This window comes from Colwellia sp. 12G3 (genome assembly GCF_002836775.1).
Lineage (GTDB): Bacteria > Pseudomonadota > Gammaproteobacteria > Enterobacterales > Alteromonadaceae > Colwellia.
Genome location: NZ_PJAQ01000001.1, coordinates 57350 through 84082, shown reverse-complemented (window position 1 = coordinate 84082; position 26733 = coordinate 57350). Strand labels below are relative to the sequence as shown.

At 38.6% G+C, this 26733-nt stretch carries 21 protein-coding genes and 1 pseudogene; 13 read left to right on the top strand and 9 right to left on the bottom strand.

What is annotated here, in order from left to right:
• Positions 1 to 2 precede the first annotated feature (2 nt).
• Both CXF71_RS00340 and CXF71_RS00335 read left to right on the top strand, forming a co-directional pair.
• The gene (locus tag CXF71_RS00340) at positions 3 to 911 is read left to right on the top strand and encodes a hypothetical protein (RefSeq protein WP_101231008.1); all 909 of its coding nucleotides are present in this window, start codon (positions 3 to 5) and stop codon (positions 909 to 911) included.
• 799 nt (positions 912 to 1710) lie between these two features.
• Positions 1711 to 3885 carry a sensor domain-containing protein gene (locus tag CXF71_RS00335; RefSeq protein ID WP_101231007.1) on the top strand — a complete coding sequence of 725 codons (2175 nt, stop codon included), beginning with the start codon at positions 1711 to 1713 and terminating at the stop codon, positions 3883 to 3885.
• A gap of 418 nt (positions 3886 to 4303) precedes the next feature.
• Here CXF71_RS00335 and CXF71_RS00330 read toward each other — a convergent pair whose 3' ends face one another.
• The 7 genes from CXF71_RS00330 to CXF71_RS00300 all read right to left on the bottom strand — a co-directional run bounded on the left by CXF71_RS00330 (position 4304) and on the right by CXF71_RS00300 (position 11850).
• A complete protein-coding gene (locus CXF71_RS00330; protein ID WP_101231006.1) occupies positions 4304 to 5086 on the bottom strand; it encodes a slipin family protein in 783 nt (260 codons plus the stop codon).
• Positions 5070 to 6434, bottom strand: a complete 1365-nt coding sequence (locus CXF71_RS00325; protein ID WP_101231005.1) for an NfeD family protein — start codon at positions 6432 to 6434, stop codon at positions 5070 to 5072. The genes CXF71_RS00330 and CXF71_RS00325 overlap by 17 nt, the downstream gene beginning before the upstream one ends.
• Positions 6435 to 6514: 80 nt before the next feature.
• Positions 6515 to 6832, bottom strand: coding sequence for a chaperone modulator CbpM (locus tag CXF71_RS00320; protein WP_101231004.1), 318 nt, complete (start codon positions 6830 to 6832; stop codon positions 6515 to 6517).
• A gap of 5 nt (positions 6833 to 6837) precedes the next feature.
• On the bottom strand, positions 6838 to 7779 hold the full coding sequence (locus CXF71_RS00315; RefSeq protein ID WP_101231003.1) for a DnaJ C-terminal domain-containing protein: 942 nt from the start codon (positions 7777 to 7779) through the stop codon (positions 6838 to 6840).
• 435 nt (positions 7780 to 8214) lie between these two features.
• On the bottom strand, positions 8215 to 9915 hold the full coding sequence (locus tag CXF71_RS00310) for a phosphoethanolamine transferase (protein WP_232771322.1): 1701 nt from the start codon (positions 9913 to 9915) through the stop codon (positions 8215 to 8217).
• Between the two features lie 447 nt (positions 9916 to 10362).
• Entirely contained in the window at positions 10363 to 10728 is a 366-nt protein-coding gene (locus tag CXF71_RS00305) for a diacylglycerol kinase (RefSeq protein ID WP_101231001.1), read from the bottom strand.
• A 225-nt stretch (positions 10729 to 10953) separates the two neighbouring features.
• A complete protein-coding gene (locus CXF71_RS00300) occupies positions 10954 to 11850 on the bottom strand; it encodes a sulfite exporter TauE/SafE family protein (RefSeq protein ID WP_232771321.1) in 897 nt (298 codons plus the stop codon).
• Positions 11851 to 11981: 131 nt separating this feature from the next.
• On the opposite strand from CXF71_RS00300, the gene CXF71_RS00295 reads away from it, so the two are divergent.
• From CXF71_RS00295 to CXF71_RS00285, 4 genes are all read left to right on the top strand, one after another.
• The gene (locus CXF71_RS00295) at positions 11982 to 12245 is read left to right on the top strand and encodes an alpha/beta fold hydrolase (RefSeq protein WP_232771320.1); all 264 of its coding nucleotides are present in this window, start codon (positions 11982 to 11984) and stop codon (positions 12243 to 12245) included.
• Positions 12246 to 12278: 33 nt separating this feature from the next.
• Positions 12279 to 12506: an SDR family NAD(P)-dependent oxidoreductase gene (locus CXF71_RS21590; protein ID WP_232771319.1), complete on the top strand. Its 228-nt coding sequence runs from the start codon at positions 12279 to 12281 to the stop codon at positions 12504 to 12506.
• Between the two features lie 62 nt (positions 12507 to 12568).
• Entirely contained in the window at positions 12569 to 12973 is a 405-nt protein-coding gene (locus tag CXF71_RS21585; RefSeq protein WP_232771318.1) for an SDR family NAD(P)-dependent oxidoreductase, read from the top strand.
• Positions 12960 to 14411, top strand: coding sequence for an NAD-dependent succinate-semialdehyde dehydrogenase (locus CXF71_RS00285; RefSeq protein ID WP_101230999.1), 1452 nt, complete (start codon positions 12960 to 12962; stop codon positions 14409 to 14411). Before CXF71_RS21585 ends, CXF71_RS00285 begins: the two co-directional genes overlap by 14 nt.
• A gap of 106 nt (positions 14412 to 14517) precedes the next feature.
• On the opposite strand, the gene CXF71_RS00280 is transcribed toward CXF71_RS00285, so the two are convergent.
• Entirely contained in the window at positions 14518 to 14709 is a 192-nt protein-coding gene (locus CXF71_RS00280; protein WP_232771317.1) for an acyl-CoA dehydrogenase N-terminal domain-containing protein, read from the bottom strand.
• A gap of 443 nt (positions 14710 to 15152) precedes the next feature.
• On the opposite strand from CXF71_RS00280, the gene CXF71_RS00275 reads away from it, so the two are divergent.
• The 6 genes from CXF71_RS00275 (at position 15153) to CXF71_RS00245 (ending at position 24117) form a co-directional block, all read left to right on the top strand.
• The gene (locus CXF71_RS00275; protein ID WP_101230998.1) at positions 15153 to 15986 is read left to right on the top strand and encodes an AAA family ATPase; all 834 of its coding nucleotides are present in this window, start codon (positions 15153 to 15155) and stop codon (positions 15984 to 15986) included.
• A gap of 7 nt (positions 15987 to 15993) precedes the next feature.
• The gene (locus CXF71_RS00270) at positions 15994 to 17166 is read left to right on the top strand and encodes a vWA domain-containing protein (RefSeq protein ID WP_101230997.1); all 1173 of its coding nucleotides are present in this window, start codon (positions 15994 to 15996) and stop codon (positions 17164 to 17166) included.
• Between the two features lie 71 nt (positions 17167 to 17237).
• The gene (locus tag CXF71_RS00265) at positions 17238 to 17765 is read left to right on the top strand and encodes a DUF3750 domain-containing protein (RefSeq protein ID WP_101230996.1); all 528 of its coding nucleotides are present in this window, start codon (positions 17238 to 17240) and stop codon (positions 17763 to 17765) included.
• A gap of 619 nt (positions 17766 to 18384) precedes the next feature.
• Positions 18385 to 19764: a Na+/H+ antiporter NhaA gene (nhaA, locus tag CXF71_RS00255; RefSeq protein WP_101230994.1), complete on the top strand. Its 1380-nt coding sequence runs from the start codon at positions 18385 to 18387 to the stop codon at positions 19762 to 19764.
• A gap of 292 nt (positions 19765 to 20056) precedes the next feature.
• Complete coding sequence (acnA, locus tag CXF71_RS00250) at positions 20057 to 22738, top strand: aconitate hydratase AcnA (protein ID WP_101230993.1); 2682 nt, start codon at positions 20057 to 20059, stop codon at positions 22736 to 22738.
• Positions 22739 to 22752: 14 nt separating this feature from the next.
• A complete protein-coding gene (locus CXF71_RS00245; protein ID WP_101230992.1) occupies positions 22753 to 24117 on the top strand; it encodes a class II fumarate hydratase in 1365 nt (454 codons plus the stop codon).
• Positions 24118 to 24224: 107 nt separating this feature from the next.
• On the opposite strand, the pseudogene CXF71_RS00240 reads toward CXF71_RS00245, so the two are convergent.
• Positions 24225 to 24545, bottom strand: a pseudogene (locus CXF71_RS00240) (EAL domain-containing protein); the annotation flags it as partial.
• Between the two features lie 569 nt (positions 24546 to 25114).
• Between CXF71_RS00240 and CXF71_RS00235 the strand changes: the two are divergent.
• Positions 25115 to 26518: an MFS transporter gene (locus tag CXF71_RS00235; RefSeq protein WP_101230991.1), complete on the top strand. Its 1404-nt coding sequence runs from the start codon at positions 25115 to 25117 to the stop codon at positions 26516 to 26518.
• The last annotated feature ends 215 nt before the right edge of the window (positions 26519 to 26733 follow it).

Below are 26733 nucleotides of genomic sequence, written 5' to 3'. Positions count from 1 at the left end.
AAATGAAATTAACGTATTACTTTGCTCTCATATTTTCTCTTGTATCTTCTTGTTCGTTTGTTTTGGCGAACGAGCAAGAATCATTGTTGCGTTCAAAAGCAGATGTTTTGCAAAGCCGATTAAATACCATGATGCAAAACAGCGCATCATGGTTAGATAATATTGGGGCAGAAGAAAGTGAAGGTGCTTCAGCCCATGGTTATTTACAATTTTCATGGTTACCACGTACTGCCGATTTAGACGATATTGATACTAAATTCAAAGTGTCCTTAAATTTGCCGCAATGGAATGAAAGATTGGCCTTAGTTATTGATAATGATGATGAGGACGAACTGTTACTCGATTATGAAACTGATTATACTAGTGTTCCCCAACAGGGGGTGAATGTTGCCTTTCAATACATAAAGTCGTTTAGTGATGAACACCAAATTAAAAATAGAATAGGTGTTAGCAGAAAACAGTTCTACCTGCGCAGTGAAATGCAATTTGAATGGCAAGTTAATCAACTGAGGTGGCGTTTACAGCCACGTATCGATTATTTTTTGCAAGACGGTTGGGGGCCCAGCGTGAAAGGCGCGGTAAGTTATCAACTTGAAAGTAGCTACTTTTCACTTTCAGCCAGTTGGCAGAAAATTCAAAACGAAGCGAGATCTCGACGTAAAGTGGGCTTTTTTCATATCAAAAGTACTGGCCGTGATCAGCTATTAGTCAGTGGTGTTCAATATAATAAAAGTAATAATAAAGAGGATATTGCCAATGAAAGTTACTTTATCTCTACCCGATATCGCAATTTAATTTATAAAAAGTGGATGTATGTTGAAGTAGAGCCTTTCATTGAACTTAACCAGCTAAATGACTTTAGACGTGAAGTCGGTATCGGCTTAAGTTTAATCAGTTATTACGGCGAGTAATATATACTCGTTACTCTTCAAAGTGCGTGATTTCAGTGGGAGTTAAAAGTGCTTTAGGCAAGGCATTTATTTAACCAATGGTTACCCCTTGTTTAAATGAATAACGCCCCTCTGAGCCCACTAATTCACCGATAAATTGACAATCTTTAACTTATTCGTACGAGTAATAAAGCTTAACTGATTTTGCTTTATCTTGAAGTTGATGAAGGCATTTTACCTTCAAAAATATCTTTGGCTTTTGGGTCATTCATTTACGCTCATAGCAATACCTAATTTATTCCTGTAATAATCAAATCAATACGGGAATAAATTAGGTATTAATGCTTGGTTTATTGTGATGATTGGTACTATGCCAATGGTAGGAACAGGTCTATTTTGTTTAAGTTTAGGAATGATGGCTCGAGAGTTGAAGCTTGTTTTACATTTAGTTTATGGCGCAGTATTCCTAAATTAACAAGCAGCGATGCCTGAAATAAAATAAGCTGAATAGTTTTGACTACATATAATGTTTCAGATTAGTCTCAATTATCTTGATGAATGTTATAAAGCGGCTATAAAATGGGGTATTATTGAGATCACTTTGTGAGCATTGAATACATCAGGGTAAGATATTTTGACTTACCTTTTCTTATATAGAAATAGTCAAAATGTTACATTAATAAATGAGATATACTCAACCGAACCATACAGTTTCCGAGCTAAATCGGTGTTTTTTTGATAGCCTCACCTATAATTGAAGAGTTACCGTTTCTACTTACATCAACTAACGTTGAGCATTAATTTACATTAGGAATCGCATTTGTCTAACAAAGTCCCACACGTTAACGAACAACAAGATGATAGTCGAGAGCGTTTAGCACTTGTGATTAACGCTACTGGCGTCGGAATTTGGGATTGGCAGGTTCAAACAGGTGAGTTAACATTCAATAAGCGCTGGGCCGAAATCATTGGCTATACCGTTGAAGAATTACATCCCATTCAATTTGATACCTGGTCAACTAACCTTCACCCCGATGATCTAATAAAAGCTACAAAGCTACTAACACAACATTTTAATGGTGAATTAAAGCTTTATGAAGTTGAAGCTCGGATGAAACATAAATCAGGGCATTATGTATGGGTTCAGGCTTCAGGAAAATTAATAGAAAGGGATGATGAAGGTAAACCAAAGCGTATGATAGGTACGCATTTAGATATCACAGAGCGAAAAAATATTGAAGAGCAGATGGTTGTGGCCACTCAGTTGTTAAACGAATCACAGCAGCTGGGGAAGTTAGGCGGATGGAAATTAGATTTGAAAACAGGCGATTTGTTTTGGACTGATGAAACCTACCGGATACATGACACGTCCCCTGAAGAATTTGATCCTACAGTAGATGCAGGTGTTGACTATTTCCTTCCTAAGTCTAAAGATATTATAACGAAGGCACTGGATGAGGCCATCAATAATGGCATTGGTTATGATCTTGAATTAGAAACGTATACCACGAAAGGAAGAAAAATAGACGTAAGAACAACATGTACTGTTACGCTAGAAGAAGGAGTGCCGGTTCGTCTCACAGGGATTTTTCAAGATATTAGTACTCATAAAAATAATCTCAGAAAGCTCGAGAAGAGTAACCTTAATTTAGCGGAAGCAAACTCGGCTTTAAAACTATCAGCTCACTATGATCCATTAACGAAATTGCCTAATCGAAATTTATTAGCGGACAGAATTGAACAAGCAGTGAAAAAAAGTGCCCGTAATAAAACGTTTGTGGCCGTTGCGTTTATTGATTTAGATGGCTTTAAAGAAGTCAACGACCGCCATGGTCACAACATCGGTGACGAGTTATTGAAAAAAGTTGCTCACCAACTAACACATGTGCTGAGAGAGGGAGATACCTTAGCTCGTTTTGGCGGCGATGAGTTTGTCGCTGTTATTGACGATCTCTCTTCTCCCTCAGAAAGTGATTTAGTCGTATCTCGTATGCTTGAATCAGTTGCTACTACGTTGAACATTGAAGACAAATTATTAAAAGTTACTGCCAGTATCGGGGTTACCTTTTATCCGTTAGATAATGCTAGTCCAGATCAGTTATTAAGGCATGCAGATCAGGCCATGTATATAGCTAAGCAAAAAGGGAAAAATCGTAGTTATATTTTTGATATAGAGCAAGATACGGCGGTTAAACATCACAATGAGGAATTAAAAAGGATAGCTCTCGCGTTAAATAATAATGAGTTTGTACTTTATTATCAACCTAAAATTGACTTGAGAACGAGTGAAGTAATTGGCGTTGAAGCATTAATTCGTTGGAACCATCCAACGAGAGGATTGCTTGCTCCTGCTATGTTCTTACCCACAGTGGAGCATGATATATTAGATATTAAAATCGGGGAATGGGTCATCAAGACTGCTCTTGAGCAAATACAATATTGGCTATCTTCAGGGTATGATATTTCCATAAGCGTAAATATCAGCCCGCTACACTTGCAGCATGATAGATTCATTAGTGATTTGAAGGAGATGCTTGATCAGTATCCTAACTTTAAGCCTGAAAGTCTTGAGTTTGAAATATTGGAAAGCAGTGCACTGAAAGACATTGAGTTAGTTCACAATGTGATGAGAGAATGTCACCAACTAGGTGTGTGTTTTTCAATTGATGATTTTGGTACCGGTTATTCATCATTAACCTATTTAAAGCGCTTGCCCGCCAAGTGTTTGAAAATTGACCAGTCCTTTGTTAGAGATATGCTGATAGACACGGATGACAAAGCAATCATTCAAGGTATCATTGAGTTAGCCAAAGTATTTAATCTGAAAGTAATTGCTGAAGGAGTAGAAACTCCAAGCCATGGGGAACTATTATTATCTTTAGGTAGTTACTATGCACAAGGGTATGGCATTGCGAAACCTATGCCTGCAAACGAAATATTAACTTGGTTAGTTGAGTGGAAGAAAAATCCCTGTTTAGTTGATAGGAGTGTTTAACTCTTAATTTTAATTATTCTTAGCCTTTTAGATATAAAAACTAATCCGGTGCAGTATTTTTTACTCCAGAGCTTAACGTTTTCTTTGTGGCATAAGTGATTATTTTGTCATTCAATTTCCTCTGCTGATAAGCAATCTCAAACATTATCCGTAGTTTCACATTCACTAATAAATTTATATTCTTCAAGACACAAAAGTTGACATTATGGTATGTTGATTTTATAAAAATCACTTAATGATGGTTATTTAAATGCCCTCTACAGTTAACATTGCGCCATTAGTCAAGTTAGTCAATATGAAGTGACTAGACCCGATATTGATTTTAAAGTGCTGCATACACTGGGCTTAGGCATCATTTATTCTTTTTAATGCTAAATGGCATTAGCCTTTACTTAGTTTTGATAACTCACAGCAATGCTCATTGTTTGTTATCATGATCTTTGGGTGAAAATAATCCTTTCAGTAACTCCATAGGTAGAGGAAATAATATAGTAGAATTTTTCTCACCAGCAATTTCTGTCAATGTTTGTAAATAACGTAACATTATTGCATTAGGCTCTGTGCTCAATTTATTGGCTGCTTCACTCAATTTTTCGGCCGCTTCCATTTCTCCCATCGCATGAATAACTTTGGCTCGACGAGTTCTTTCTGCTTCTGCTTGTTTTGCTATGGCTCTGATCATGGTTTCATTAAGATCCACATGTTTTATTTCGACATTAGAAACTTTTATGCCCCAACCATCTGTTCTTGCGTCTAATATTTCTTGAATGTCGATATTTAGCATTTCTCTACTTGCCAACATTTCGTCTAATTCGTGTTGACCTAAAACAGAGCGCAAAGTAGTTTGCGCTAATTGTGATGTGGCTTGTAAGTAATTTTCAACATTGATTATTGCTTTTTGCGCGTCAATAACGCGGAAGTAAATTACCGCATTTACCCTGACGGATACGTTATCTCGACTGATGACATCTTGGCTTGGTACATCCATGACTACGGTACGTAAATCAACGCGCACCATTTGTTGAATTAATGGAATAATAATCACTAAACCAGGTCCTTTGACTTTGTCAAAACGTCCAAGAAAAAATACCACGCCACGCTCATATTCACGCAATATTCGAAAGGCACTTAACAGCAAGGCAATTAATAGAATAATGACTACAACGGTGAATATTTGTGGAATATTAAACACAACTTCCATGATTTTTCTCCTCTTCTTTATTTGGGGTGGTAATTAAGGTTAAGCCATTAATGGCCTTAATCTTAACCGCTTGGTTTTGTTTAACTGGCTGTGTAAATTCTGCCGCCCAACGTTCGCCATTAATCATTACAAAACCTTGATGTTCAAAACTTGCTTCGGCGAAAGCAATAGCGCCGATCAGTTCTTCTTGTCCGCTAACGATTTTGTTCTTTCTTTTACGCCACATTAATCCCAAAGAAAGCACAAAAAAGAGTATTGATACAAAGGAAAAACCAGCGATTAGTGGTAGTGAAATTTGATATTGAGGTTGTTCTGTGTCAATTAGAAAAACAGATCCAAGCACAAAAGCAATAGTCCCCCCAATACCAAATACACCAAAACTAGGCATGATAGATTCAATGATTAATAAACTTATCCCTACCAGTAACAAAGCAAAGCCTGAATAATTTAGCGGTAAAAGTTGGAAGGCATATAGTGCTACAAAAAGTGAAATAACCCCTGTAATTCCAGCGACTCCAAAACCAGGGCTATAAAACTCTAAGACTAAACCGTAAATGCCTATAATCATCAAAATATAGGCGATATTAGGATCTGTGATAGTGGCGATAAAATCATTACGCCAATTAGGCGAAATAGGCTTTAGTTGTGTATTTTCTAACGTCACATCAGCAAAACTCTGCTCTGAATATTTTTGCTTTATGATTGTGCTAAATAACGCCTTGGCAGTGGGTACAATAAAATTGATAACATTGTTTGCGAGGGCTTCTTCTGCAGTGAGTGTTGCCGCTTCAGATACGGCTAATTCAGCCCATTGCTCATTTCTATCACGCAGCTGTGCTAATGAACGGATATAAGCAATGGCATCATTTAATACTTTCTTTTCCATTGCTGAAGGCGATTCACTTTTTTTATTTGTCTCTTGATTCGATGCTGGAGGGGCAATGCTTACTGGCGTAGCAGCACCTAAAGTAGTTGCTGGCGCCATAGCAGCATAATGACATGCGTACAGCATATAAGTACCTGCACTTGCCGCCCGTGCACCTTGAGGATAAACCAAACAAGCAATGGGTACTGTGGAATTTAATATTTTTTGATTAATGTCACGTAGGCTTGAACTCAGCCCTCCTGGGGTATCAAGTTTGATTATTACCAAGGGAATGCTTGAATCATGATTGGCTTTGTTTATTTCTGTGACAATATACTCACTTACGGCTGGCCCTATTGCACCATTAATCGAAAGCACAGGCACAGTCCATTTACTTGTGATGAGCCCAGGACTTGACTGCGCATTGCCGTATTGTTGAATAAGCAAAATAATAGTAATAAGAAAAAAAATCTTTCTGCGCATTTGTATTTCCCCATTTTATCAATGTGTTGCGTATCGCCCTACACCCTAATGTTATGGTCATATAGTTTAGCGAATGACTATCACTCCTTAAAAACCGTGTTTATGGGATCTTCAATGATCCTTTTTAAACGTTGATTCTCATCCAAAAGCTCTAAAATTAATGCGGCTCCAGCAATGTTAATACCAAGATCTGCTTCTAAACGTTTTATCGTGTGTATAGATTGCAAACAATCACCTGAAAATTCCCAGCCACTTTGAGTTTGACCTTGGGGATCAAGAATACCTTCGTTCACCAATGTAATAACCCACGATGTTTGCACTACGCACGCTTTACATAGCTCTTCTAATGTTAAGGTTTGCTCATTGATAACCACGCCGATGCAGATGTTTTTATTCATAACCGTTACATTCCTAGTTTTTCACGTGGATTAAAAGCCAATTCTTTTGCCATTGTTTTATAGAGTGTTTTTGCTTTTACACTATTACCATCAGGTAACACTATTTTTAAAACAGCAAATAAATCGCCACAGGGCTCACCAGGAATACCACGACCTTTTATTCGTAACTTGCTGTTTGATTTTGAATTAGCGGGTATTTTCAAATCAATTTTTCCTGCCGGGGTAGGTGCGTTGATTGTTGCTCCTAAGGCCGCTTCCCAAGGCGTTATGGGTAAGTCTAATTCAATGTTTTTGCCATCAACACGAAATAACGGATGACTATTGAACTGAATCTGTAAATATAAGTCGCCTTTTATATCACCTGAAAGGTTATAGCCTTGACCCGCTAAACGTATTTGCTGATCTTGTGTTATGCCCACTGGGATTTTAATTTTTAACTGCCGTTCATGCGTTGAAACATGGCCTTGAGCATCCACTTCTGGGGAATGTAAGGTTACAGTACGGGTAGCACCATGGAAGGCATCTTCAATATCGATACTGATTTTTGCATGATGGTCATCGCCACGCTCTTGATGACCTGCGCGTGAACGATAACTGTTGTCTCGGGGCTGTGAACTAGGCTGACCAAAAATAGATTCAAAAAAGTCACTAAAATTTTGACCTTTACCTAAATCACTGTATTCAAAACCTTGGTCCCAATCTGGAGGAGGACTAAACGGTTGTCCCGATTGCCAATTTGACCCTAATTGATCATAAGCCGCACGTTTTTCGGGATCTTTCAATACCTCATAGGCTTCGCCTAATTCTTTAAATTGCACTTCAGCGTTATGCGCTTTACTTACATCAGGATGATGCTTTCGCGCTAATTTTTTGTATGCGCGTTTAATGTCAGCCTGGCTAGCCGTATTTTCAACCCCCATGACTTGATAATAATCTTTATATTCCATAAACATATCCATTCAATTGTAAGAATAAAATTTATTTATACACCAGTACCGTCAGCCGACATCTACTAAATTTTTACGTTTTTCCCCTGTACTAATTCATAATTATAGCTCACCAAACGACAGTATTTTTATTAACTGAATTCAAACGTGTATTTCTTGCTTTAACTGATTTAAGTATGTTGAATGCAATAAATGCTCTATCACAATAATGGTTATTGCTTACCTCACTATTTTTATGAGCTAGTTGTCAGTGGCATAAAATAAAAGCACCAAACTTAAAGAGTGGTATCTCCTAAGCGTGCCAGTAGGGACTCAGGAAGAGTGTTTATTCATTTGCGGTGATAACAACCGAACCTTAATCTTAGTTTTGAATCTTTAGTGCTGTAGCTTGCTTAGTTTTAGAAAACTGGGCTACGACAAAGATAAATGCTGTTGTTATTTCAATATCACGTCGTTCTCTTTTTTATTACTCTCGTTTATCGGCAATAAATTTTTAGCGATATCTAGGGTGTTCAAATTACATGAATTAAAGATATCAAATTTAGTTTGGTATGTTGATGATTCCACATTGAGTAAGCCAAGCATTGAATGGAACATATTGTCATGATTAAAAGAGGTGTTAGCACTTTCTAAAGCACAGTCAGTATTCATATTGCTTGTGATGTTGTTTGACCAAAATAACATAGGGATATGCGTTTGTTCGCTAGGTGCAATAGCGTAGGGTAAGCCATGTAAATATAGGCCATGTTCACCTAATGATTCGCCATGGTCTGATACATAAATCATTTCTGCATTGACTGTCTGTGCATTCTCATTGGTAAAGCTGGTTAATTTATTGACGACCTCAGCAATCACATAATCAGAGTAATGTATTGTATTATCGTAGGTATTTACGAGTTGTTCCGATGTACAGTTTTGTATATCACTTTGTTGACAGTCAGGAAGGAAGGTTGCAAATTTATGGGGATAACGGCGATAATATGTTGGTCCATGTGAGCCCATTAAATGCAGAACAATCAGTGTAGTTTGATGGCTTAAATTTGCGAGTTTGTTGTCAAGTTGTGTCAATAAAATTTCATCAAAACAATAGTCGCCATCGCATAAAGGGTTACTTTTATTTTTATCAATATTAATGGTCTTTACTCTTTTACATACGCCTTTACATCCTTCATTGTTATCTATCCATAAAACATCGACTCCTGCTAATTCTACGATGTCTAATAGGTTTTGCTGTGAAGAAGCTGAGCGTTTATTAAATTGCTCTTTATTTAATAATGAGAACATACAAGGTACAGATACTGCGGTTGCCGTGCCGCAAGAATACATTTGTTGAAAAGACTGTATATTAAGTTTTTCCGTATATTCATTTGTTTGCTTAGGGTATCCGTTTAATGAAAAGTTTTTAGCTCTGGCGGTTTCTCCCACAATCATCACAATAACATTTTTATCCTTATTATTGAGTGTTTTGAGTGTAGGGGTTTCGTCGAGTAATTTGAAAACAGTCGGTTCATAAAAGTAATTTCTATTCACGTATTTATAACTTGAAATTAATGTTGGAATGGGCACGATATACTTAACTAACTCCCTATTATTTCGATTAACAGAGGCATAACTTGAATACAGGCTAAAAACGATAATAAAAAAAATAGCCAATGTAGGGGAAATTAACTTTAAACGTTTATTTACGCTTACTTTAAAAGTGTTCTGCTTAGGATTTATTTTAAATAATATTGCTAAGGGCGTTATTATTAATAAGGTTACAAATAAAATAGCGGATGAATTCAGGTAGGTAAACGCTTCAGATGTTGATGTTTCAGCCATGTTTTCAACCATGCCGTAGTCAAAAATAATGCCATAGCTACTACTGGCATAACAGAATATTGCCGATAAAAAGATAAGTATCATAAGGACTGTTTTATAAATAACCCTTTTAGGTAATAAACTAAATAAAACAATAAAAACACTCGTTAAAAAGAGCGGCAGAGAAATAAAATAGGCGAGATCAAAATTATCTAATTTGACTAAATCAAGATACGTTTCGTGTAAAAAAGGGAAGTTAAAAATTAATGCAAAGTAAAAGCTTAACAGTATGGTTGCAAATTCTAATGAAAGTGTTTTAGAAAAAAATTTGGTCACAATGTTATCTCTTTTAATAAAAATAACATTGTGCACTGGCATACTTAAATAAGACTTAAGGTAAACTGAATTATTGCTGAATATTGGATTTATTCACCTGAAGCTATTAATGATAAAGTGTTTTTTTGATACAGTTTACTGCCTAATATAGCGTGGGCTTTTGCCTGTAAAATCATGTCCTATCATGGGATGAACACCACTCACTCTAGCTAATGATAATAAAGTAGGAGTGAGATTAATTTGGCTTATTGAACGGTTATTTTGTCTTTCAAAGGTAATTTTATTTATACGTCAGGAGAATTTTTTGAGCTAGTAAAAACCAAGCTTAACAGTGGTTGTTCTTTGTTCGCTAGATTAATACGTTCTTGATGGATTCGGATTTAGTAAGTCGAATATTTGATAATTCAATCTCAGTATTATTTAGTTCCGTGCTTAAGGCAGAATCAATTAGAGCTCCCATAAAACAACTCCCCATGTGGCAGCAGCTATAGCTAAACTAATAAAAACAGCGAGTGAGCCTAAGTCTTTTGCTAAGCCCGATAGAGCGTGATGTTCTAAACCTATACGATCAATAGTTACTTCTATTGCGGTGTTAATTACCTCAATTAATAAAACAAAAAGAAGTGAAACAATAAGCAGTAAATGTATTAATAAACTGGTATTCAAAAAAAAACTAATAATCGTTAACAATAAAATAAGCATTAATTCTTGTTGAAAAGCCGCCTCATTATTTACCAGCCATTTAAAACCTTGTACTGAATTAATAAACGCTAAGTAAATACGTTTAAAACCTTGTTGTTTTTGCACTGTCATCGATAACTCAAATAATAAAAGAATGTTTCATCTTTACGTTACCAAGTGATTCTTAAGGAAAACTGAGGGGAAACTTAAGGTATGCTGAAATAGGGGGTTTAGCGGATGATAAGGACTATTCTAATGACAGTGTTAAGCAATATTCAGTTAATCTTAAGTTTGACGTGATAAATTATATAAAAATAGCCTCTTTAATGACTATATTTACAGAATACTATTTAAGAGCTAGCCTGCATAAACATCAATAAAGAAATATAGCGTGGTAGCAACACTCGCTAATATAACAAATCGTCTGACATGTTTTTGGGGCAGTTGGCGCGACACATTCGCCGCAACATAACCTCCAGCTAACGTGCCACATAGTACAATAGAGCCTTCGTACCAGGCAATGACATCATGATAAATAAACAGTGCGATAGCAATTAATGACACTGTCGATGATATGACTAGTTTTAAACCATTCATAGCGTTGATATTAGTGTGACCAGCTAATGCTAAATAACTGAGTGTAATGATGCCAAGACCAGCGTTGAAGAAACCACCATAGGTCGAAACACCCAAGAGTATGATTAACAGTAAAATCCCGCCGATGGATGATGCATGACGGTGATTTGATGCCATTATTTTTAATTGAGTATTTATTTTTCCACCAAAAACAAACAGGACGGTAGCAAATAAAAGTAACCACGGAATAGCTTCTCGAAAGACTGCTTCAGGTGTTTTTAGTAGTAGCCATGCCCCCATTATCCCCCCAATTAGACTGATTGCTATGATGCGAAATAACTCATCTTTATGGTCAGCAATCTCTTTTCTAAAAGCATAAGTACCGCTCATATAACCGGCGCAGGACGCAAATGTATTTGTCGCACTTGCTACGATGGGAGGAATACCGACAAACATAAGCGCAGGAAATGTAATGAAACTTCCGCCCCCAGCAATTGAGTTAAGAACGCCGCCAAAAAGGCCGGCAAAGAAGAGAAAAACCAGTTCAAATAACATCGTTAACAACAAGCCTTTGAGCATAAATTGGCTAGACGATAACACATTTACATTGAGTTCAATAGGAGCATATATACCCGTACCACTTGAAGTTGCAATAGCACACCCTGCATGAACAGCCATTAAATTTAAGATAGGAATTTCACCTTAACAAATGGCAAGTAATTGGTAGTCCAAACTATCCTGCAAATGAGCAGTATTTACATGAATATGTCTCTGCTCAACTTGAAAGAGGCATTAGTGAAAAAGGTACTGTGAGGCAGATTTTAGCTATTTTAGCCGCGAGTAACCCAGAAGCATTACTTAAAGAGATCAACGTACCTAGCTTAATATTACATGGTGATCGTGACGGCCTTGTTCATGTTGACGGGGGTCGGGCAACCGCTAATTCCATCCCAAATTCCAAGTTAATTATTTATCCGGGTATGGGGCATGATTTTCCTATTGAGCTTGTCGCTGAAATAGCTAAAGACATAGTGGAATTCATTGAACTAGAAAGCACTACTGGTAACGCGTAACAAATAAGTGTGATAAATAACAAAGAGATAACTATGTCCCAACATAAAGATAAAGTGGCAGTGATCACAGGTGCCGCTTCAGGTATTGGACAAGCATTAGCGATTAAACTTGCCAAACAAGGCTGTCATTTAGCCCTAGTAGATCGTAATTTAAGTGGCTTGATGGAAGTTCAACAGCACGTTGAACAACTCGGTGTTCGTTGCATTATCCAAGTCTTAGATGTTGCTGACAATAATGCATTCAAAATTTTTCCGAGCTAGTTTTAACTGAATTTTAATCCGTTGACTTACTCTTTAATAATGCTGGCGTTAGTTTATTTGGCTTGTTATCTTTACCTTTACAAAGTGCTTATAACTCATCAAAGTTTGCAGTGCGAGGATTTACTGAAGCGTTAAAAATGGAAATGGCAGGCAGCAATGTATCTGTACATTGTGTTCATCCTGGCGGGATAAAAACAAATATTACTAACAATGCTAAGATATCTTCAGCCCATGTTGAAAAAAGCCAAATTTTAGCTGATTTTAATAGGCAAGCTAAAACTACGGCAGACCAAGCGGCTGAAGTTATTTTACATGGCATAGCTAAAAATAAACGCAGAATTTTAATTGGTGCTGATGCCAAGTTATTAGATCGCATCGTAAGATGGTTCCCAGATCAATATGAGAAGATACTCGGCTTTGAAAAAGGCGTTATCAATAAACGGAAAGAACGCAATGAAACAACTTAGTGATGTGCAACTTTTAAAAACTCGCTCTTTTATTAACGGTCAGTGGCAGAAAAATTCATCTACTTTTGATGTGATTAATCCGGCAAATAATGAGCGAGTCGCGACTGTTGATAATGCTGGCATTGAAGAAACTGAACTGGCGGTTATTGCGGCAAAAGCTGCACTGACATTGTGGTCTAAAAAATCAGCTAATGAGCGTGCTATTTTATTACGCCGTTGGTTTGATTTAGTGATGGAAAATAAAGATGATTTAGGACGGATATTAACCTTAGAGCAGGGTAAACCACTGGCTGAAGCGATTGGTGAAGTCAGTTATGGCGCTGCTTTCATTGAGTGGTTTGCTGAAGAAGGTAAACGCGTTTATGGTGATACTATTGCTGCGCCTTCAGCCGATAAACGTATTATCGTTATAAAGCAACCTGTTGGTGTGGTTGCCGCTATTACGCCTTGGAATTTCCCTAATGCGATGATCGCAAGAAAAGCCGCTGCGGCGTTAGCGGCAGGTTGTACTTTTGTTGTCAGACCAGCAACATTAACGCCCCTTTCTGCACTAGCTTTAGCAGAGCTTGCCCAACGTGCAGGGATTCCTGATGGCGTATTTAATGTGGTTGTTGGCAAAGACTCTGCAGGCATGGGTAAAGTCCTCACTCAACACCCAGATGTGGCTAAATTTACCTTTACTGGCTCTACTGGTGTAGGTAAAAAATTACTGACTCAGTGTGCAACTACCGTTAAAAAAGTGTCAATGGAATTAGGCGGTAACGCGCCTTTTATTGTCTTTGATGATGCAGATATTGATGCGGCTGTGGCCGGCGCTATTGTGTCAAAATATCGAAATGCAGGACAAACTTGTGTTTGTACTAATCGTATTTTGGTGCAAGACACAATTGCAGATAGCTTTATAGAAAAGTTTAGCCAAGCTGTTAAAAATCTATCCTTAGGTGAGGGTTTTACCCCTGGGGTTAATGTTGGTCCAATGATATCAATCGCAGCCATAGAGGATGTTAACAACCTTGTTAAATTGTCGATAGAGGCTGGGGCGACACTTATTGCGGGTGGAAAGGTAGATGAAAAAGGCGATAAATTCTATCAGCCAACGATTTTAATAAATGTCAGCAATGATATGCCGATTGCCAGTAATGAGATATTTGGCCCTGTTGCGCCTATTATCACCTTTACATCAGAAGAAGAGGCTATAGCCCTGGCTAATGATACAGAATATGGCTTAGCTGCCTATTTCTATGCTCGTGATATTGGCCGTGTTTGGCGTGTTGCTGAAGGCCTTGATTTTGGCATGATAGGGATTAACGAAGGCATCATATCGAATGCTGCAGCGCCTTTTGGTGGCGTTAAACAATCAGGCAATGGTAGAGAGGGCTCTAAATACGGTTTAGATGATTACCTAGAAATAAAGTATCTTTGTATGGGCGGTATATAACCACTTTTCGTTGACTGTTCGCGTTATTGTCTAGAACAGTCAACATGATTAGCCCTAAACTAAAGCCTTAGTAACTGCTGTGACAGCTACTAAGGTTTTTTTGCTATTAAGTCAGGATTCTGGATTTAGGATTTATTAAGGTGATTAATAAACCATTGTAATGCGCTACATCTATCGCGGCATTGAAGGTTTCTTTATCATGATCTTGATAACGTTCACGGCTGGTAAGAGATTCAACATCAAACATTTCATAAAGGAAAAACTCAATATCTCGGCGGTTTAAAATAGGTGCTGGCATAATTAATACTCATATCCAAAGAATAGCTAAATAATAAAGCTATCTAGTATTTGTTCTGTCACCTTGGTGACATTAGCCTTTTTGCTAACTTATTTCCTATGATAAAAGCAGTGTTACGAAGATAGTGAGAAGCTTACTTTTGTTGCTCTAAATGACGATAATGGACCAATCATAAAGTTTTGAAGAGTATTTTCTTTTATTAAAATAGTAACGTCTTTAACCCAGTACCCATAACAAGTCATGCTATGGCAACAGTTACATCAGTTACCGTTAAAGTTGCCACTTAATAGGATGAAACAGATAATTAAAACAATTGTTTTATTTTTACTCGCATTAATTGATGTTATTATTTTATGCACTAATGGTCTTTTAATTAATAAATCAGCTGGACTAAATTGTCATCTGACTAGGCTCTCGATAGCTTCCCAATAGGTAAAAACAACATGTTTAACAGTACAGAGAATTACATTGCATCAGACGATCTTCGCTTAGCCGTGAATGCTGCTATCACACTAGAAAAACCTTTATTAATTAAAGGTGAGCCAGGAACGGGGAAAACACAATTGGCTGAAGAATTGGCCAAATCACTCAACTGCAAATTGTACCAATGGCACATCAAATCGACCACCAAAGCGCAACAAGGTTTATACGAGTATGATGCAGTATCACGATTGCGAGATAGCCAACTAGGCGATGAACGTGTCAATGATATTGGTAACTACATTGTTAAAGGTAAGTTGTGGCAGGCGTTTGAAGAAGAACAAAGACCGATATTACTCATTGATGAAATTGATAAAGCGGATATTGAATTCCCTAACGATTTACTACAAGAACTCGATAAGATGGAGTTTTTTGTATATGAAACTCAACAGGTAATTAAAGCAAAACAAAGACCGATCATCATTATCACCTCGAATAACGAGAAAGAATTACCTGATGCTTTTTTAAGACGCTGCTTTTTCCACTACATCAAGTTCCCAACAAAAGTTGAAATGCAGAAAATTATAGATGTGCATCATCCCCATGTTAAACAAGACCTTTTAACACAAACATTAGAAGTATTTTTTGAATTAAGAGAATTAAAGGGCATTAAGAAAAAGCCCTCTACCTCTGAATTAATTGACTGGCTAAAGTTACTCATGGCTGATGACATCTCTCAAGATGTTTTAATGGATAATAAATCAGACATTATTCCGCTTTTTGGTGCGTTATTGAAAAATGAGCAAGATGTTACGTTATTGGAAAAGCTCGCCTTTATGAGCCGAAGAAACAGGTGATATAACCGTGTTTATTGATTTTTTTCTGGCACTAAAAAAACACAAAGTGCCGTGCAGCTTACGCGAGTTGTTAGATTTAATCGCCCTATTAAAAAAAGGTGTGATTTTTGCTGATGTCGATGATTTTTATAACCTTGCCAAAATAGTGATGGTTAAAGATGAAATTCACTACGACAAGTATGACCGTGCCTTTGCTGAATATTTTAAAGGTATTGAACAGATTGACATTTTTGACCGACTGTTACCTGAAGATTGGTTAAGAAAAGAGTTTGAAAAGAACTTAAGCCTTGAAGAAAAAGAAAAGCTTAAGTCGTTAGGCGGACTTGAAGAATTGATGAAGGCGTTAAAAGAGCGCCTCGAAGAGCAGAAAAAACGCCATGCTGGCGGAAGTAAATGGGTCGGCACGGGCGGTACTTCTCCCTTTGGTGCCTATGGTTATAATCCCGAAGGTATTAGAGTAGGGCAGGACAAAAACCGAAATAATAGCGCGGTAAAAGTTTGGGATAAACGTGAGTTTAAAAACTTTGACCAAGACCGAGAGTTGGGTTCTAGAAATATAAAACTGGCATTAAAAAAATTAAGAAAATTTGCCCGTACTGGCGCTAGTGAAAAGCTTGATATCAATACCACCATAAACTCAACGGCGAAAAATGGCGGCTTGTTAGACGTACATATGGAGCCAGAACGTCACAACGCAGTAAAAGTGTTGATGTTTTTTGATATTGGCGGCTCTATGGATGAATACATTCATACCTGCGAAGAACTATTCTCAGCGGCGCACAGTGAATTTAAATATTTAGAATTCTTTTATTTTCATAACTGCGTTTACGAAAAAGTATGGCGAGACAATGAAAGACGCTATACCGAAACTATTGATATAGAAGAAATAATAAGAACCTTTGGCTCGGATTATAAAGTAATCTTTGTCGGTGATGCGACGATGGGACCCTACGAAATAATTGCCCCAGGGGGAAGTGTTGAGCACTGGAATGAAAAACCAGGAAGTGACTATATGAATAGAATAACCAGTCACTTTACTAAAGTTGCTTGGTTAAACCCACAACCTGAGCCGCAATGGTCATATTATCATTCTATATCACTGATCAATCAGTTAATTGATAGCAAAATGTTTCCGCTAACGGTCGATGGAATAGGGCGAGCAATAAAAGAAATCAGCTAAGCCAAATATTGCAAAAATCGCACATTGTAAGGCAAGTTAATTTATAAATTAACCAGTGTATGGGAAGGAATATGAGATATTTTAGTATTATCTGCGTTGTATTACTTATCAGTGCTTGTTCGAATAATGATTGGCGTACAGCGAGTAGACAGCCTGCAGGTATTGCAACGTCGCCAAGTGAAGACAACAGAGCAATCATTGAATTTTATGCGGCGGATGCTTTTAGTTGGCGTGGCTGGTTTGCTGTTCACCCTTGGATCGCAATTAAAGCAGAGAAAGCGACTGAATATAGTGTTTATGAGGTTATAGGCTGGCAAGTAAAAAGAGGGTTACCTGCAATTAGGCAATATCAAACCCTTACACCAGATAGATACTGGTATGGATCAAAACCTGATTTATTACTTTCGATTAAAGGTGATAAAGCCTCAATACTCATTCCTAAGATTGAGCAAGCTATCGCTCTTTATCCCTGGATAAATGAGTACAGTGTTTTCCCTGGCCCAAATAGCAATACCTTTGTCGCTTGGATAGGCCTTCAAGTACCTGAGCTTGGATTAGAGCTTCCCTTTAGTGCCATTGGCAGTGGCTACGCGGATTAATTGTCGTCTGAGTAAGGCAGCGTGCCTGTTTATGATGTTATATATAATTACCTCATAAACAGGCACAATGAAAATCGAAGACTGACAGTTTTTATACTTCTTATTCTGACCTCAAAATGATAAATATTTCGATTTTAATCCATTTTATAATGGCAACAATCATCAAATACCTTTTCAAGTGAACCTCTACTTTTTTGTACGCGAGACTATAGTGTTGAGTAACATACCCGTTATTATCATCTAACACTGCCGCGCCAATCTTTAGCTGATGGACTATCCAAAGTTTACTCAGTACGATATGCCAAGCCAAAAAAGATGGTTGGGACTATACTTTAATGATTCCTTACTATTCCCCAAAAAGTATGGAAATAACCGTTTACCTTATAAAGTCTGAAACTCAGCTTATAGACGATATGAAAGTTGTTTTTGTTGAAGTTAATGTGCACATAACGAGTCGGGGCAACATTGTTAGTTACCTTGCTACATAAACTGACAACACTAATAGTAGCTATTAGCGTAACTTTTCGTGCCATTACACTTCAGGCCCTGTCAGAACACCGACTGTGTACTAACAAAAAATACCAAGAATAAACGCAACAAATCAAATTAGGTCGATAAAATGGTTGAAGACTCAAAAAATTTATTACAGCGTGGCGTTGAAAGTGTTCACATCCCTTTTTCAGGCTTTATCCACGCGCAAACAACAGCCAGCTGGTTTCTGCTATTAGCAACAATAGTGGCTCTATGGTGGGCGAACTCTGATGACTATGCTACCTACCAGAACCTGACACATACATCGTTTGGATTTTTTCTAGGTGATTTTAAATTGCACACCTCTGTCAAACACATAGTCAATGATGGATTTATGGTTATATTTTTCTTCCTACTTGGACTTGAAATCAAACGAGAATTACTCGTCGGCGACCTCTCTCTGCCGGAAAATCGGCGTATGCTAATTCTTTGTGCCATCGGCGGAATGTTATGTCCGGCGGTAATTTATTCGCTGTTCAACTGGTCATATGACTCCCTGATTGGATGGGGCATACCCATGGCAACCGATACGGCCTTTGCTCTTGGCGTGCTCACTATCGTCAGAAAACACATCCCTAGCAGTCTATTAGCTTTTCTCGTAGGTCTCGCAATCGTGGACGATATCGGCGCTATATTGGTCATCGCAATATTTTATACTCAAGATATATCTATAGTTCACTTATTAAGCGCATTTGCACTGATAGCATTTTTGGCATTAGGGAATTATGCCGGTGTACGTCAGCCGTATTTCTATGTTGTCATTGGAATAGCAACTTGGTGGATGATGCTTAAATCTGGCGTTCATCCTACGTTTTCCGGTGTCGTAATTGCGTTGACTATACCTGCACGACCAAAGTTAACATCGGAAAAACTGCTGGTTAAAGCGAAAAAAATAATTAATTCAATGCAGGAAAAATCAAGAGCTGTCGATGTGCTTGGTAGTCGTAAGGATCATAAACAGGTGAGAGAAGTACGTGATTTAGCGGGAAATGCCGGTACACCACTGCGTCGTTGGGAAGATGCACTGGCGTTACCCGTAGCACTATTTATCTTGCCCTTGTTTGTGCTGATCAATGCTGGGGTCCCGTTCAGCTTGACCTCATTTATCGAAAGTCTTCAACATCCAACTGGGTTAGGCATTATTATGGGGTTAGTCCTTGGTAAATTTATCGGAATTTCCGGAGCGTGCTGGCTGGGGCTACGCTACAATATCGGCTGTCTACCCAAGGGTGTTAGCCTTCAGCATGTCATTGGTGTTTCACTCATCGCAGGGATAGGTTTTACTATGTCCATATTTATCGCGACGCTGGGTTTTGACTCCCAGCCAGTTCATCTCCAAAATGCGAAGTCGGCGATTCTGGTTGCTTCATTAATTTCTGCAATTATCGGCCTGTTATATATTAGATTTGTTGCTGCAAAGAAACACAACACTTCTCTCAATTTAAAGCCAAAAAGTAGCGCGAATTAGTCCTTTTCGTGTCAAGCTCGTCTTTTTGCGCTTTCGTTTACCTCTTCAACCGCTCTCACATACTTGTTCTTACCTGAGGCAGTCATCGAAAGGTGTGGTCATACGTCCTTATAACGGGGGATTTGAAACAAGTGATATTCGGTATTTTCTGATTGGAAAGTAATCTTCTGCTGATGGCGGTCGGGTAATAATAGGTAAGATGTACTAGGCTATATGTATGCTGTATTTTTGTCTTCTAAGTTTTAAATATTTTCAAAGATGAAAAGCAAACAACCAGCTATAGAGATCTGTTATGTCTAAACAAACGGGTATTATCAATACAAAATCAAAATCTTCATTCACTGTCAATAATAAAATCTATCATTATTACTCGATAAAACAGCATGAATTGGCTGCGGATAAATCAGCAAATCGGTTACCTGTCTCAATTAAAATATTGCTAGAAAATTTATTACGTCATCAAAAAGGTAAAAACGATTACGCTGAAGACATAGAATCTTTGGCAACCTGTAGAGGCCGCGGTAGTACTACAGAAATTGCTTATCATCCGGCGCGGGTTTTAATGCAAGATTTCACTGGCGTACCGGCTATTGTTGATCTCGCGGCAATGCGTTATGCCCTAGTTCAAAAGGGATTGGATCCACAAAAAATTAACCCTATCTCTAACGTTGATCTTGTTATTGATCATTCAGTTAATGTCGACAAATTTTCCACCAAATCTGCATTTGAGCAGAATGTCGCCATTGAAATGAGTCGTAATAAAGAGCGCTATGAGTTCTTGAAATGGGGGCAAGCGGCGTTTAAAAATTTCAGCTTGGTGCCACCAGGCACCGGAATTTGTCATCAGGTTAATCTGGAATATCTGGCCAAAGTTGTATGCACAGAAATGAGCGACAATGAGTGCCTGATATATCCCGATACACTAGTTGGCACCGATAGTCATACCACTATGATTAATGGCTTGGGTGTTTTAGGCTGGGGCGTTGGCGGCATTGAAGCCGAAGCAGTAATGCTTGGCCAAGCTATTTCAATGCAGATCCCCGATGTCGTCGGGTTCGAGCTTACAGGACAATTAGCCGAAGGTATCACCGCAACGGATCTGGTTCTACATGTTGTGCAAATGCTAAGAAATCACGGTGTAGTAGGCAAATTCGTCGAATTTTATGGCAATGGTCTGACTCATTTGCCGTTAGCCGATCGCGCAACGATTGCCAATATGGCCCCCGAATATGGCGCTACTTGTGGCTTTTTTCCTGTCGACAAGCAAACCTTGGCATACTTGCATCTCACTGGTCGAGATCAGCAAGCCATCGATGTGATAGAAGCTTATTGTAAGGTGCAAGGAATGTGGCGCGATGACACTACTGCAATGCCAAATTTTGCCGAGTGTCTGCATCTAGATATGGACAGTATTGAAGCTAATCTTGCTGGTCCCAGCCGGCCACAAGACAGAGTTCCTGTGCGCAAGTTAAAATCCGCTATGGACGATTTTTTACAATTAAATGGAAGAAGCCAACAGCTAACCACAGACTTCCCCCTCGCTGAGGATGCTCAATCACTTCGGCATGGGCACTTAGTGATCGCTGCGATTACCTCTTGTACAAACACCTCTAATCCTGCGGTTATGTTGGCCGCAGGTCTGCTTGCTAAAAAAGCTGTAGCGAAGGGACTGGTAAAACGCCCTTGGGTTAAAGCCTCTCTTGCGCCTGGCTCCAGGGTCGTCACTGATTATTTAGAAGCAGCAGGGTTACAACAGTCACTAGATAAACTCGGCTTCAACCTGGTTGGCTATGGGTGTACAACTTGCATTGGCAACTCTGGGCCATTATCAAAAACGGTGAAAGATTGTATTGAAAAAAATGACTTGATAGTTTGTGCTGTTTTGTCAGGTAACCGTAATTTTGAAGGCCGGATCCACCCGCAAGTTAAAGCATCCTGGCTAGCCTCTCCCCCCTTAGTGGTGGCATACGCACTCGCTGGAACTACTCGAATTGATCTGAGTCAGGATTCAATTGGAACAGCGAGCAATGGCGAAGAAATTTACCTAAAAGACATCTGGCCGAGTAATGCCGAGATCGCAGCGTTACTTAAAAATGTTCGCCACGAGATGTTTGAAGATCGCTACAACTCGGTATTTGACGGAGATCAAGTGTGGCAAGCGATAGCGTCAGGAAAAGAGGCAAATTATAAATTTTCGCAAGACTCAACGTATATTCAACGACCGCCTTTCTTTGAGAAGAGATACCGCAATAACCATGCTGAGATCCTTGATGCACCGATTCTAGCAATGTATGGCGATTCGGTTACAACCGATCATATTTCACCTGCTGGAGCCATTCCCAAAGACAGCCCCGCAGCAGAGTATTTACGAGAGCATGGTGTCGCAGAAGCAGATTTTAACTCCTATGGCTCACGGCGTGGTAACCATGAAGTCATGATGCGAGGCACTTTTGGTAATATTCGGATCAGCAATACAATGACACCGGATAAGCAAGGTGGTTACACTCACTTACAAGGCCAGACAAAAGTCATATCCATTTTTGACGCCGCTCAAGCATATCAGCGACAACAAAAAGGCAGTGTAATCATAGCTGGTAAAGAATATGGCACTGGCTCGAGCCGAGATTGGGCGGCAAAGGGAACATTGCTGCTTGGTGTAAAGGCGGTTATCGCTGAAAGTTTCGAGCGGATCCACCGTTCTAATCTTGCCGGTATGGGTGTATTACCCTTGCAATTTATGAACGGTGAAGATCGTAAATCACTAATGTTAACGGGTGATGAATCGCTGGACATTCTTGGTTTGTGTGACGAGTTATGCGCAAATAAAAAGCTCGATGTTATTATTCATTATTCACCAGTTAAGCAGCGTAAACTTCAATTACTTTGCCGTCTTGATACTGCTATAGAAGTTGAATATTTTCGAGCGGGCGGCGTACTAACTTACGTTCTTAACCAAATTGTCGCTCCAGATTAAGGGATATGACTTAAATGGATTCAAAATATAGAATTGAAAATGATAGCTTAGGAGAGGTTAAAGTTCCGTTGCAGGCATTATACGGTGCTCAAACTCAGCGGGCACTCGACAACTTTAAAATTAGCAATCTGATAATGCCTCGACGCTTTATTCAAAGTCTTGGCTTGATCAAAGCTGCTGCTGCCAAATTGAACGGTAAGCTAGGCTTTCTTGAACCTCAATTAGCCGATGCCGTTTATAGCGCAGCAATGGAACTGGCCGAGGGCAAACACTTTAAGCATTTTCCAATTGATGTTTTTCAAACTGGCTCTGCAACAAGTACCAATATGAACGCCAATGAAGTAATCGCAAGTCTCGCAAGTCAGCAGCTTAAAAGAGTCGTTCATCCTAATGATGAGGTTAATTGCAGCCAGAGTAGCAATGATGTGATCCCAACAGCAATCCACCTCAGCGCCCAACTTAGCTTAGAGCAGCAATTACTGCCATCGCTCGTCGCTTTAAAAAAAGCCATTTTGAAAAAAGAAAGAGCTTTAGGTGACCAGTTAAAAACCGGCCGCACTCATTTAATGGACGCCATGCCACTGAGTTTTGCTCAGGAACTATCCGGATGGCGGTCGCAAATTTCTCTGGCAATAAATCGAATAACGGATAGCCAGAAAAGGTTATGTCAGATCGCTCAGGGCGGAACCGCGGTAGGAACGGGGGTTAATGCACCGCCAGATTTTGCGGATTTATTTGCCGAAGAACTATCGGCACTCTGCGGGATAAAATTTTGTACTGCGGATAACCTTTTTGCCGCTATAAGCAGTCAGGATACGGCCGTTGAACTTTCTGGACAACTTAAAACACTGGCGGTTGCTTTATTGAAAATAGCCAACGACTTGCGCTGGATGAACAGTGGACCTTTGGTTGGTCTGGCTGAAATCAGTCTCAAGCCGCTGCAACCCGGCAGCAGCATTATGCCTGGAAAAATTAATCCCGTTTTACCGGAGGCCGTTGCCATGGCAGCAGTTCAGGTGATAGGTAACGATACAATAATTACATTAGCCGGTGGTTCTGGTAACTTTCAATTGAATGTAATGTTGCCTGTGATCGCGTACAACCTTTTGTTAAGCATTGAATTATTAACGGGTAGTTGTCAAACATTGATGCACACCATTACCGATTTTACGGTTAACGCCGAAAAACTTAAAGAAAGTTTGGCACGCAATCCAATTTTGATCACGGCGTTGAATAAAGAGATTGGATATAACAAAGCTGCCGAGATCGCAAAGCGTGCTTATGTTGAAAAGCGATCGATCCTCGATGTTGCCAAGGAAATGACCGATTTGAACGGTGACTATCTTGCTCAATTATTAGATCCTAAAAGATTGATTTAATATAGTATTTTTGCTTAGCTAAAATGCTGTCAGTTTATCCAAAGGATAAAAAAGCAAGAATATTTCTCTTGAAGTGTCACAGATACCTCTTAAAAATTAAGGACTATTTATAGCTGCCAACTTACATCAGGCTTCCAATTACGAATCCACGCAGGAATATCACTGGCAGGCATGGGTTTGGCAATGCCAAAACCTTGTGCCAAATAGCAGCCCAGCTGCAATAACATCGTACCGTGTTCAATCGTTTCAACACCTTCAGCAATCACGTCACGTTTGAATGATTTAGCTAAGGCTATCACCACTTCAACAATAGCTAAATCATCAGCGTCAACCAACATGTCTCGTACGAAGCTCTGGTCTATTTTAATTAAATTTGCGGGTAATCGTCTAAGGTGAGTCAATGAGGAATACCCTGTGCCAAAATCATCATCAATATACATCTGTTCTCACCTATACCAATGTCCGGTATCAGGAAAACGGCTAATGCAATGTGGTTGTTAAGCCATGTCCGCTGTAGATCAAAATATACAAAGATTTTCAGTGAAAATTATCAAATGCTAACGTCTTTTTTGTGGTAAAAGTGACTGTTTAGATCTAACTCGTTATGGGGAACAAAGTGAGATAGTGCTACTGGTAAGTTACCGTTAATTAGATCATACATTCAAATATGTTATATAAGCCCCATTTCTAAATAGTTCAAAAAGGGCTTATCATTTCATCATTATAATTAATTCGAGAGACAAAGCCTATATTTTAGAAATTGTGACTAAACATGAAACTGAAATAGAAATAGAAATAGAAATATTTAATGATAATTTTCAAAGGTTTTTATTTCTTCTCTTACAATATTACCTGTGCTGTCTGTCACCTAGGTAACAGGTTTACTAAGTCTAACGGAGTAGGGTGTTCACATAATTAAAATCTTACCAAGTCATTTCTCAAAGACAAACTGTCTTAGGTTTTGATAAATAATAAAGGTTAGCAGGGTGATATTACGATGAAGTTATCAACAAAAATGGGTTACGGTATTGGGCAAATGTCTGATGGAATGAAAGCGGTATCTTTTAGTACCTTTTTATTTTTTTATTATAACCAAGTCTTAGGGTTGTCTGGAAGTCTTGCCGGCATAGCAGCATTGCTGGCCTTGTTTGTTGATGCGATTACTGACCCTATGGTGGGTCAACTCTCAGATCGTTATAAATCTAAGTGGGGAAGGCGTCATCCCTTTATGTTAGCGGGTGCCCTTACTTTTGGTGTTGCTTTTTATATCTTATTTAATCCTCCAGCTGGTTTAACTGAGATTGGCTTATTTGCTTGGATGCTATCATGGGCAATAGCGGTGAGATTAGCGTTAACCTTGTTTTATGTACCGCATTTGTCATTAGGTGCTGAAATGGTGAAAGATTATCATCAGCGCACGTCATTGATTAGTTATCGCGTTTTTTTTAGTTATTTAGCCGGTTTGTTACTAACAGTGATTGCTTTTACTATTTTTTTTCCAAAATCAGCAGCGTATCCTAATGGTATGCTCAATGGTGATAGCTATTCTGGTTTTGCTCTTTTCACTAGTGTTGTCGCAACCATTGCTATGTTATGGTCAATTTATGCCACGAAATCTGAAATTCCACATTTATCTAAACCGGTAGATAACCCAGATGCTAAGCATGCACTATTAGCGTGTATTACGGTATTTTCTACATTGAAGTTGAAATCATTTAGAATTTTATTTTTTACCCTGCTAGTTTTTATGACGATGGCAGGTATAACACAAACGCTTATAATTTATATTGCGAGTTATTTATATGGATTTTCGACTGAGCAGTTAGCTATCTTAATTGTGGCTCAGTTAGTTTCGTTACCCTTTGCCCCTTATATTGCTAAAAAGTTCTCTGCTCATTTTGATAAAACTAAAACGCTGACGCTTACCGTTTTGATAGCGGCATTTATTGCCTATACCCCCATCATTATGTATTTAGGCGATGTGTTTCAACCCTTAGCCATGACGACTAAATTGATACTGGTGTTTACGTGTTCAGGCATTGCACAAGCATTTTTTGTTGCATATATTATTGTATTTGATTCAATGCTGTCAGATACAATAGATGAACATGAATTAGCAACAGGAAGAAGAGAAGAAGGTTTGTTTTTTGCTGCACGTTCTTTTGCATTAAAAGCAAGTTTCGGTTTCGGCGCGTTTTTCGCCGGTATTGCCCTTGATGTGATTAAATTCCCCAAAGGTGCTGCCATTGCAGACATACCAGCAGAAGCGCTCACTAATTTAGCTGTTTTTGCGGGACCAGTATCATTATTTTTAACCTTATCTACCATCTTGATCTCAAGAAAATACGATTTACATCAGGAAAAACATATTGAAATTAGAAAAGCGATTATGGCTAAGTAATTTCAATTTTTAATCTTCAATCACTTCTCTCAACGTTTGGGCATAGTTAACGGGTATATGCTCAAACCTAGTTTTTCATCATTCCTTTCTTTTCTGCTTAGATAAACGCCATTCTATTAAATTTATTCACACCGCTGATAAATCGATTAGGCACTATGGAATATGCAGGCGGTAGAGCTCCTTAGTTATCTTCAAGAGGTTTGTTTTATGTGTCA

What these genes read in the sequence shown, in the direction of transcription:
- CXF71_RS00340 (WP_101231008.1), top strand. Translation starts at nt 3, where the DNA reads ATGAAATTAACGTATTACTTTGCTCTCATATTTTCTCTTGTATCTTCT.
- CXF71_RS00330 (WP_101231006.1), bottom strand. Translation starts at nt 5,086, where the DNA reads ATGGAAGTTGTGTTTAATATTCCACAAATATTCACCGTTGTAGTCATT.
- CXF71_RS00325 (WP_101231005.1), bottom strand. Translation starts at nt 6,434, where the DNA reads ATGCGCAGAAAGATTTTTTTTCTTATTACTATTATTTTGCTTATTCAA.
- CXF71_RS00320 (WP_101231004.1), bottom strand. Translation starts at nt 6,832, where the DNA reads ATGAATAAAAACATCTGCATCGGCGTGGTTATCAATGAGCAAACCTTA.
- CXF71_RS00315 (WP_101231003.1), bottom strand. Translation starts at nt 7,779, where the DNA reads ATGGAATATAAAGATTATTATCAAGTCATGGGGGTTGAAAATACGGCT.
- CXF71_RS00305 (WP_101231001.1), bottom strand. Translation starts at nt 10,728, where the DNA reads ATGACAGTGCAAAAACAACAAGGTTTTAAACGTATTTACTTAGCGTTT.
- CXF71_RS00300 (WP_232771321.1), bottom strand. Translation starts at nt 11,850, where the DNA reads ATGGCTGTTCATGCAGGGTGTGCTATTGCAACTTCAAGTGGTACGGGT.
- CXF71_RS21590 (WP_232771319.1), top strand. Translation starts at nt 12,279, where the DNA reads ATGTCCCAACATAAAGATAAAGTGGCAGTGATCACAGGTGCCGCTTCA.
- CXF71_RS00285 (WP_101230999.1), top strand. Translation starts at nt 12,960, where the DNA reads ATGAAACAACTTAGTGATGTGCAACTTTTAAAAACTCGCTCTTTTATT.
- CXF71_RS00280 (WP_232771317.1), bottom strand. Translation starts at nt 14,709, where the DNA reads ATGCCAGCACCTATTTTAAACCGCCGAGATATTGAGTTTTTCCTTTAT.
- CXF71_RS00275 (WP_101230998.1), top strand. Translation starts at nt 15,153, where the DNA reads ATGTTTAACAGTACAGAGAATTACATTGCATCAGACGATCTTCGCTTA.
- CXF71_RS00265 (WP_101230996.1), top strand. Translation starts at nt 17,238, where the DNA reads ATGAGATATTTTAGTATTATCTGCGTTGTATTACTTATCAGTGCTTGT.
- nhaA (WP_101230994.1), top strand. Translation starts at nt 18,385, where the DNA reads ATGGTTGAAGACTCAAAAAATTTATTACAGCGTGGCGTTGAAAGTGTT.
- acnA (WP_101230993.1), top strand. Translation starts at nt 20,057, where the DNA reads ATGTCTAAACAAACGGGTATTATCAATACAAAATCAAAATCTTCATTC.
- CXF71_RS00245 (WP_101230992.1), top strand. Translation starts at nt 22,753, where the DNA reads ATGGATTCAAAATATAGAATTGAAAATGATAGCTTAGGAGAGGTTAAA.
- CXF71_RS00235 (WP_101230991.1), top strand. Translation starts at nt 25,115, where the DNA reads ATGAAGTTATCAACAAAAATGGGTTACGGTATTGGGCAAATGTCTGAT.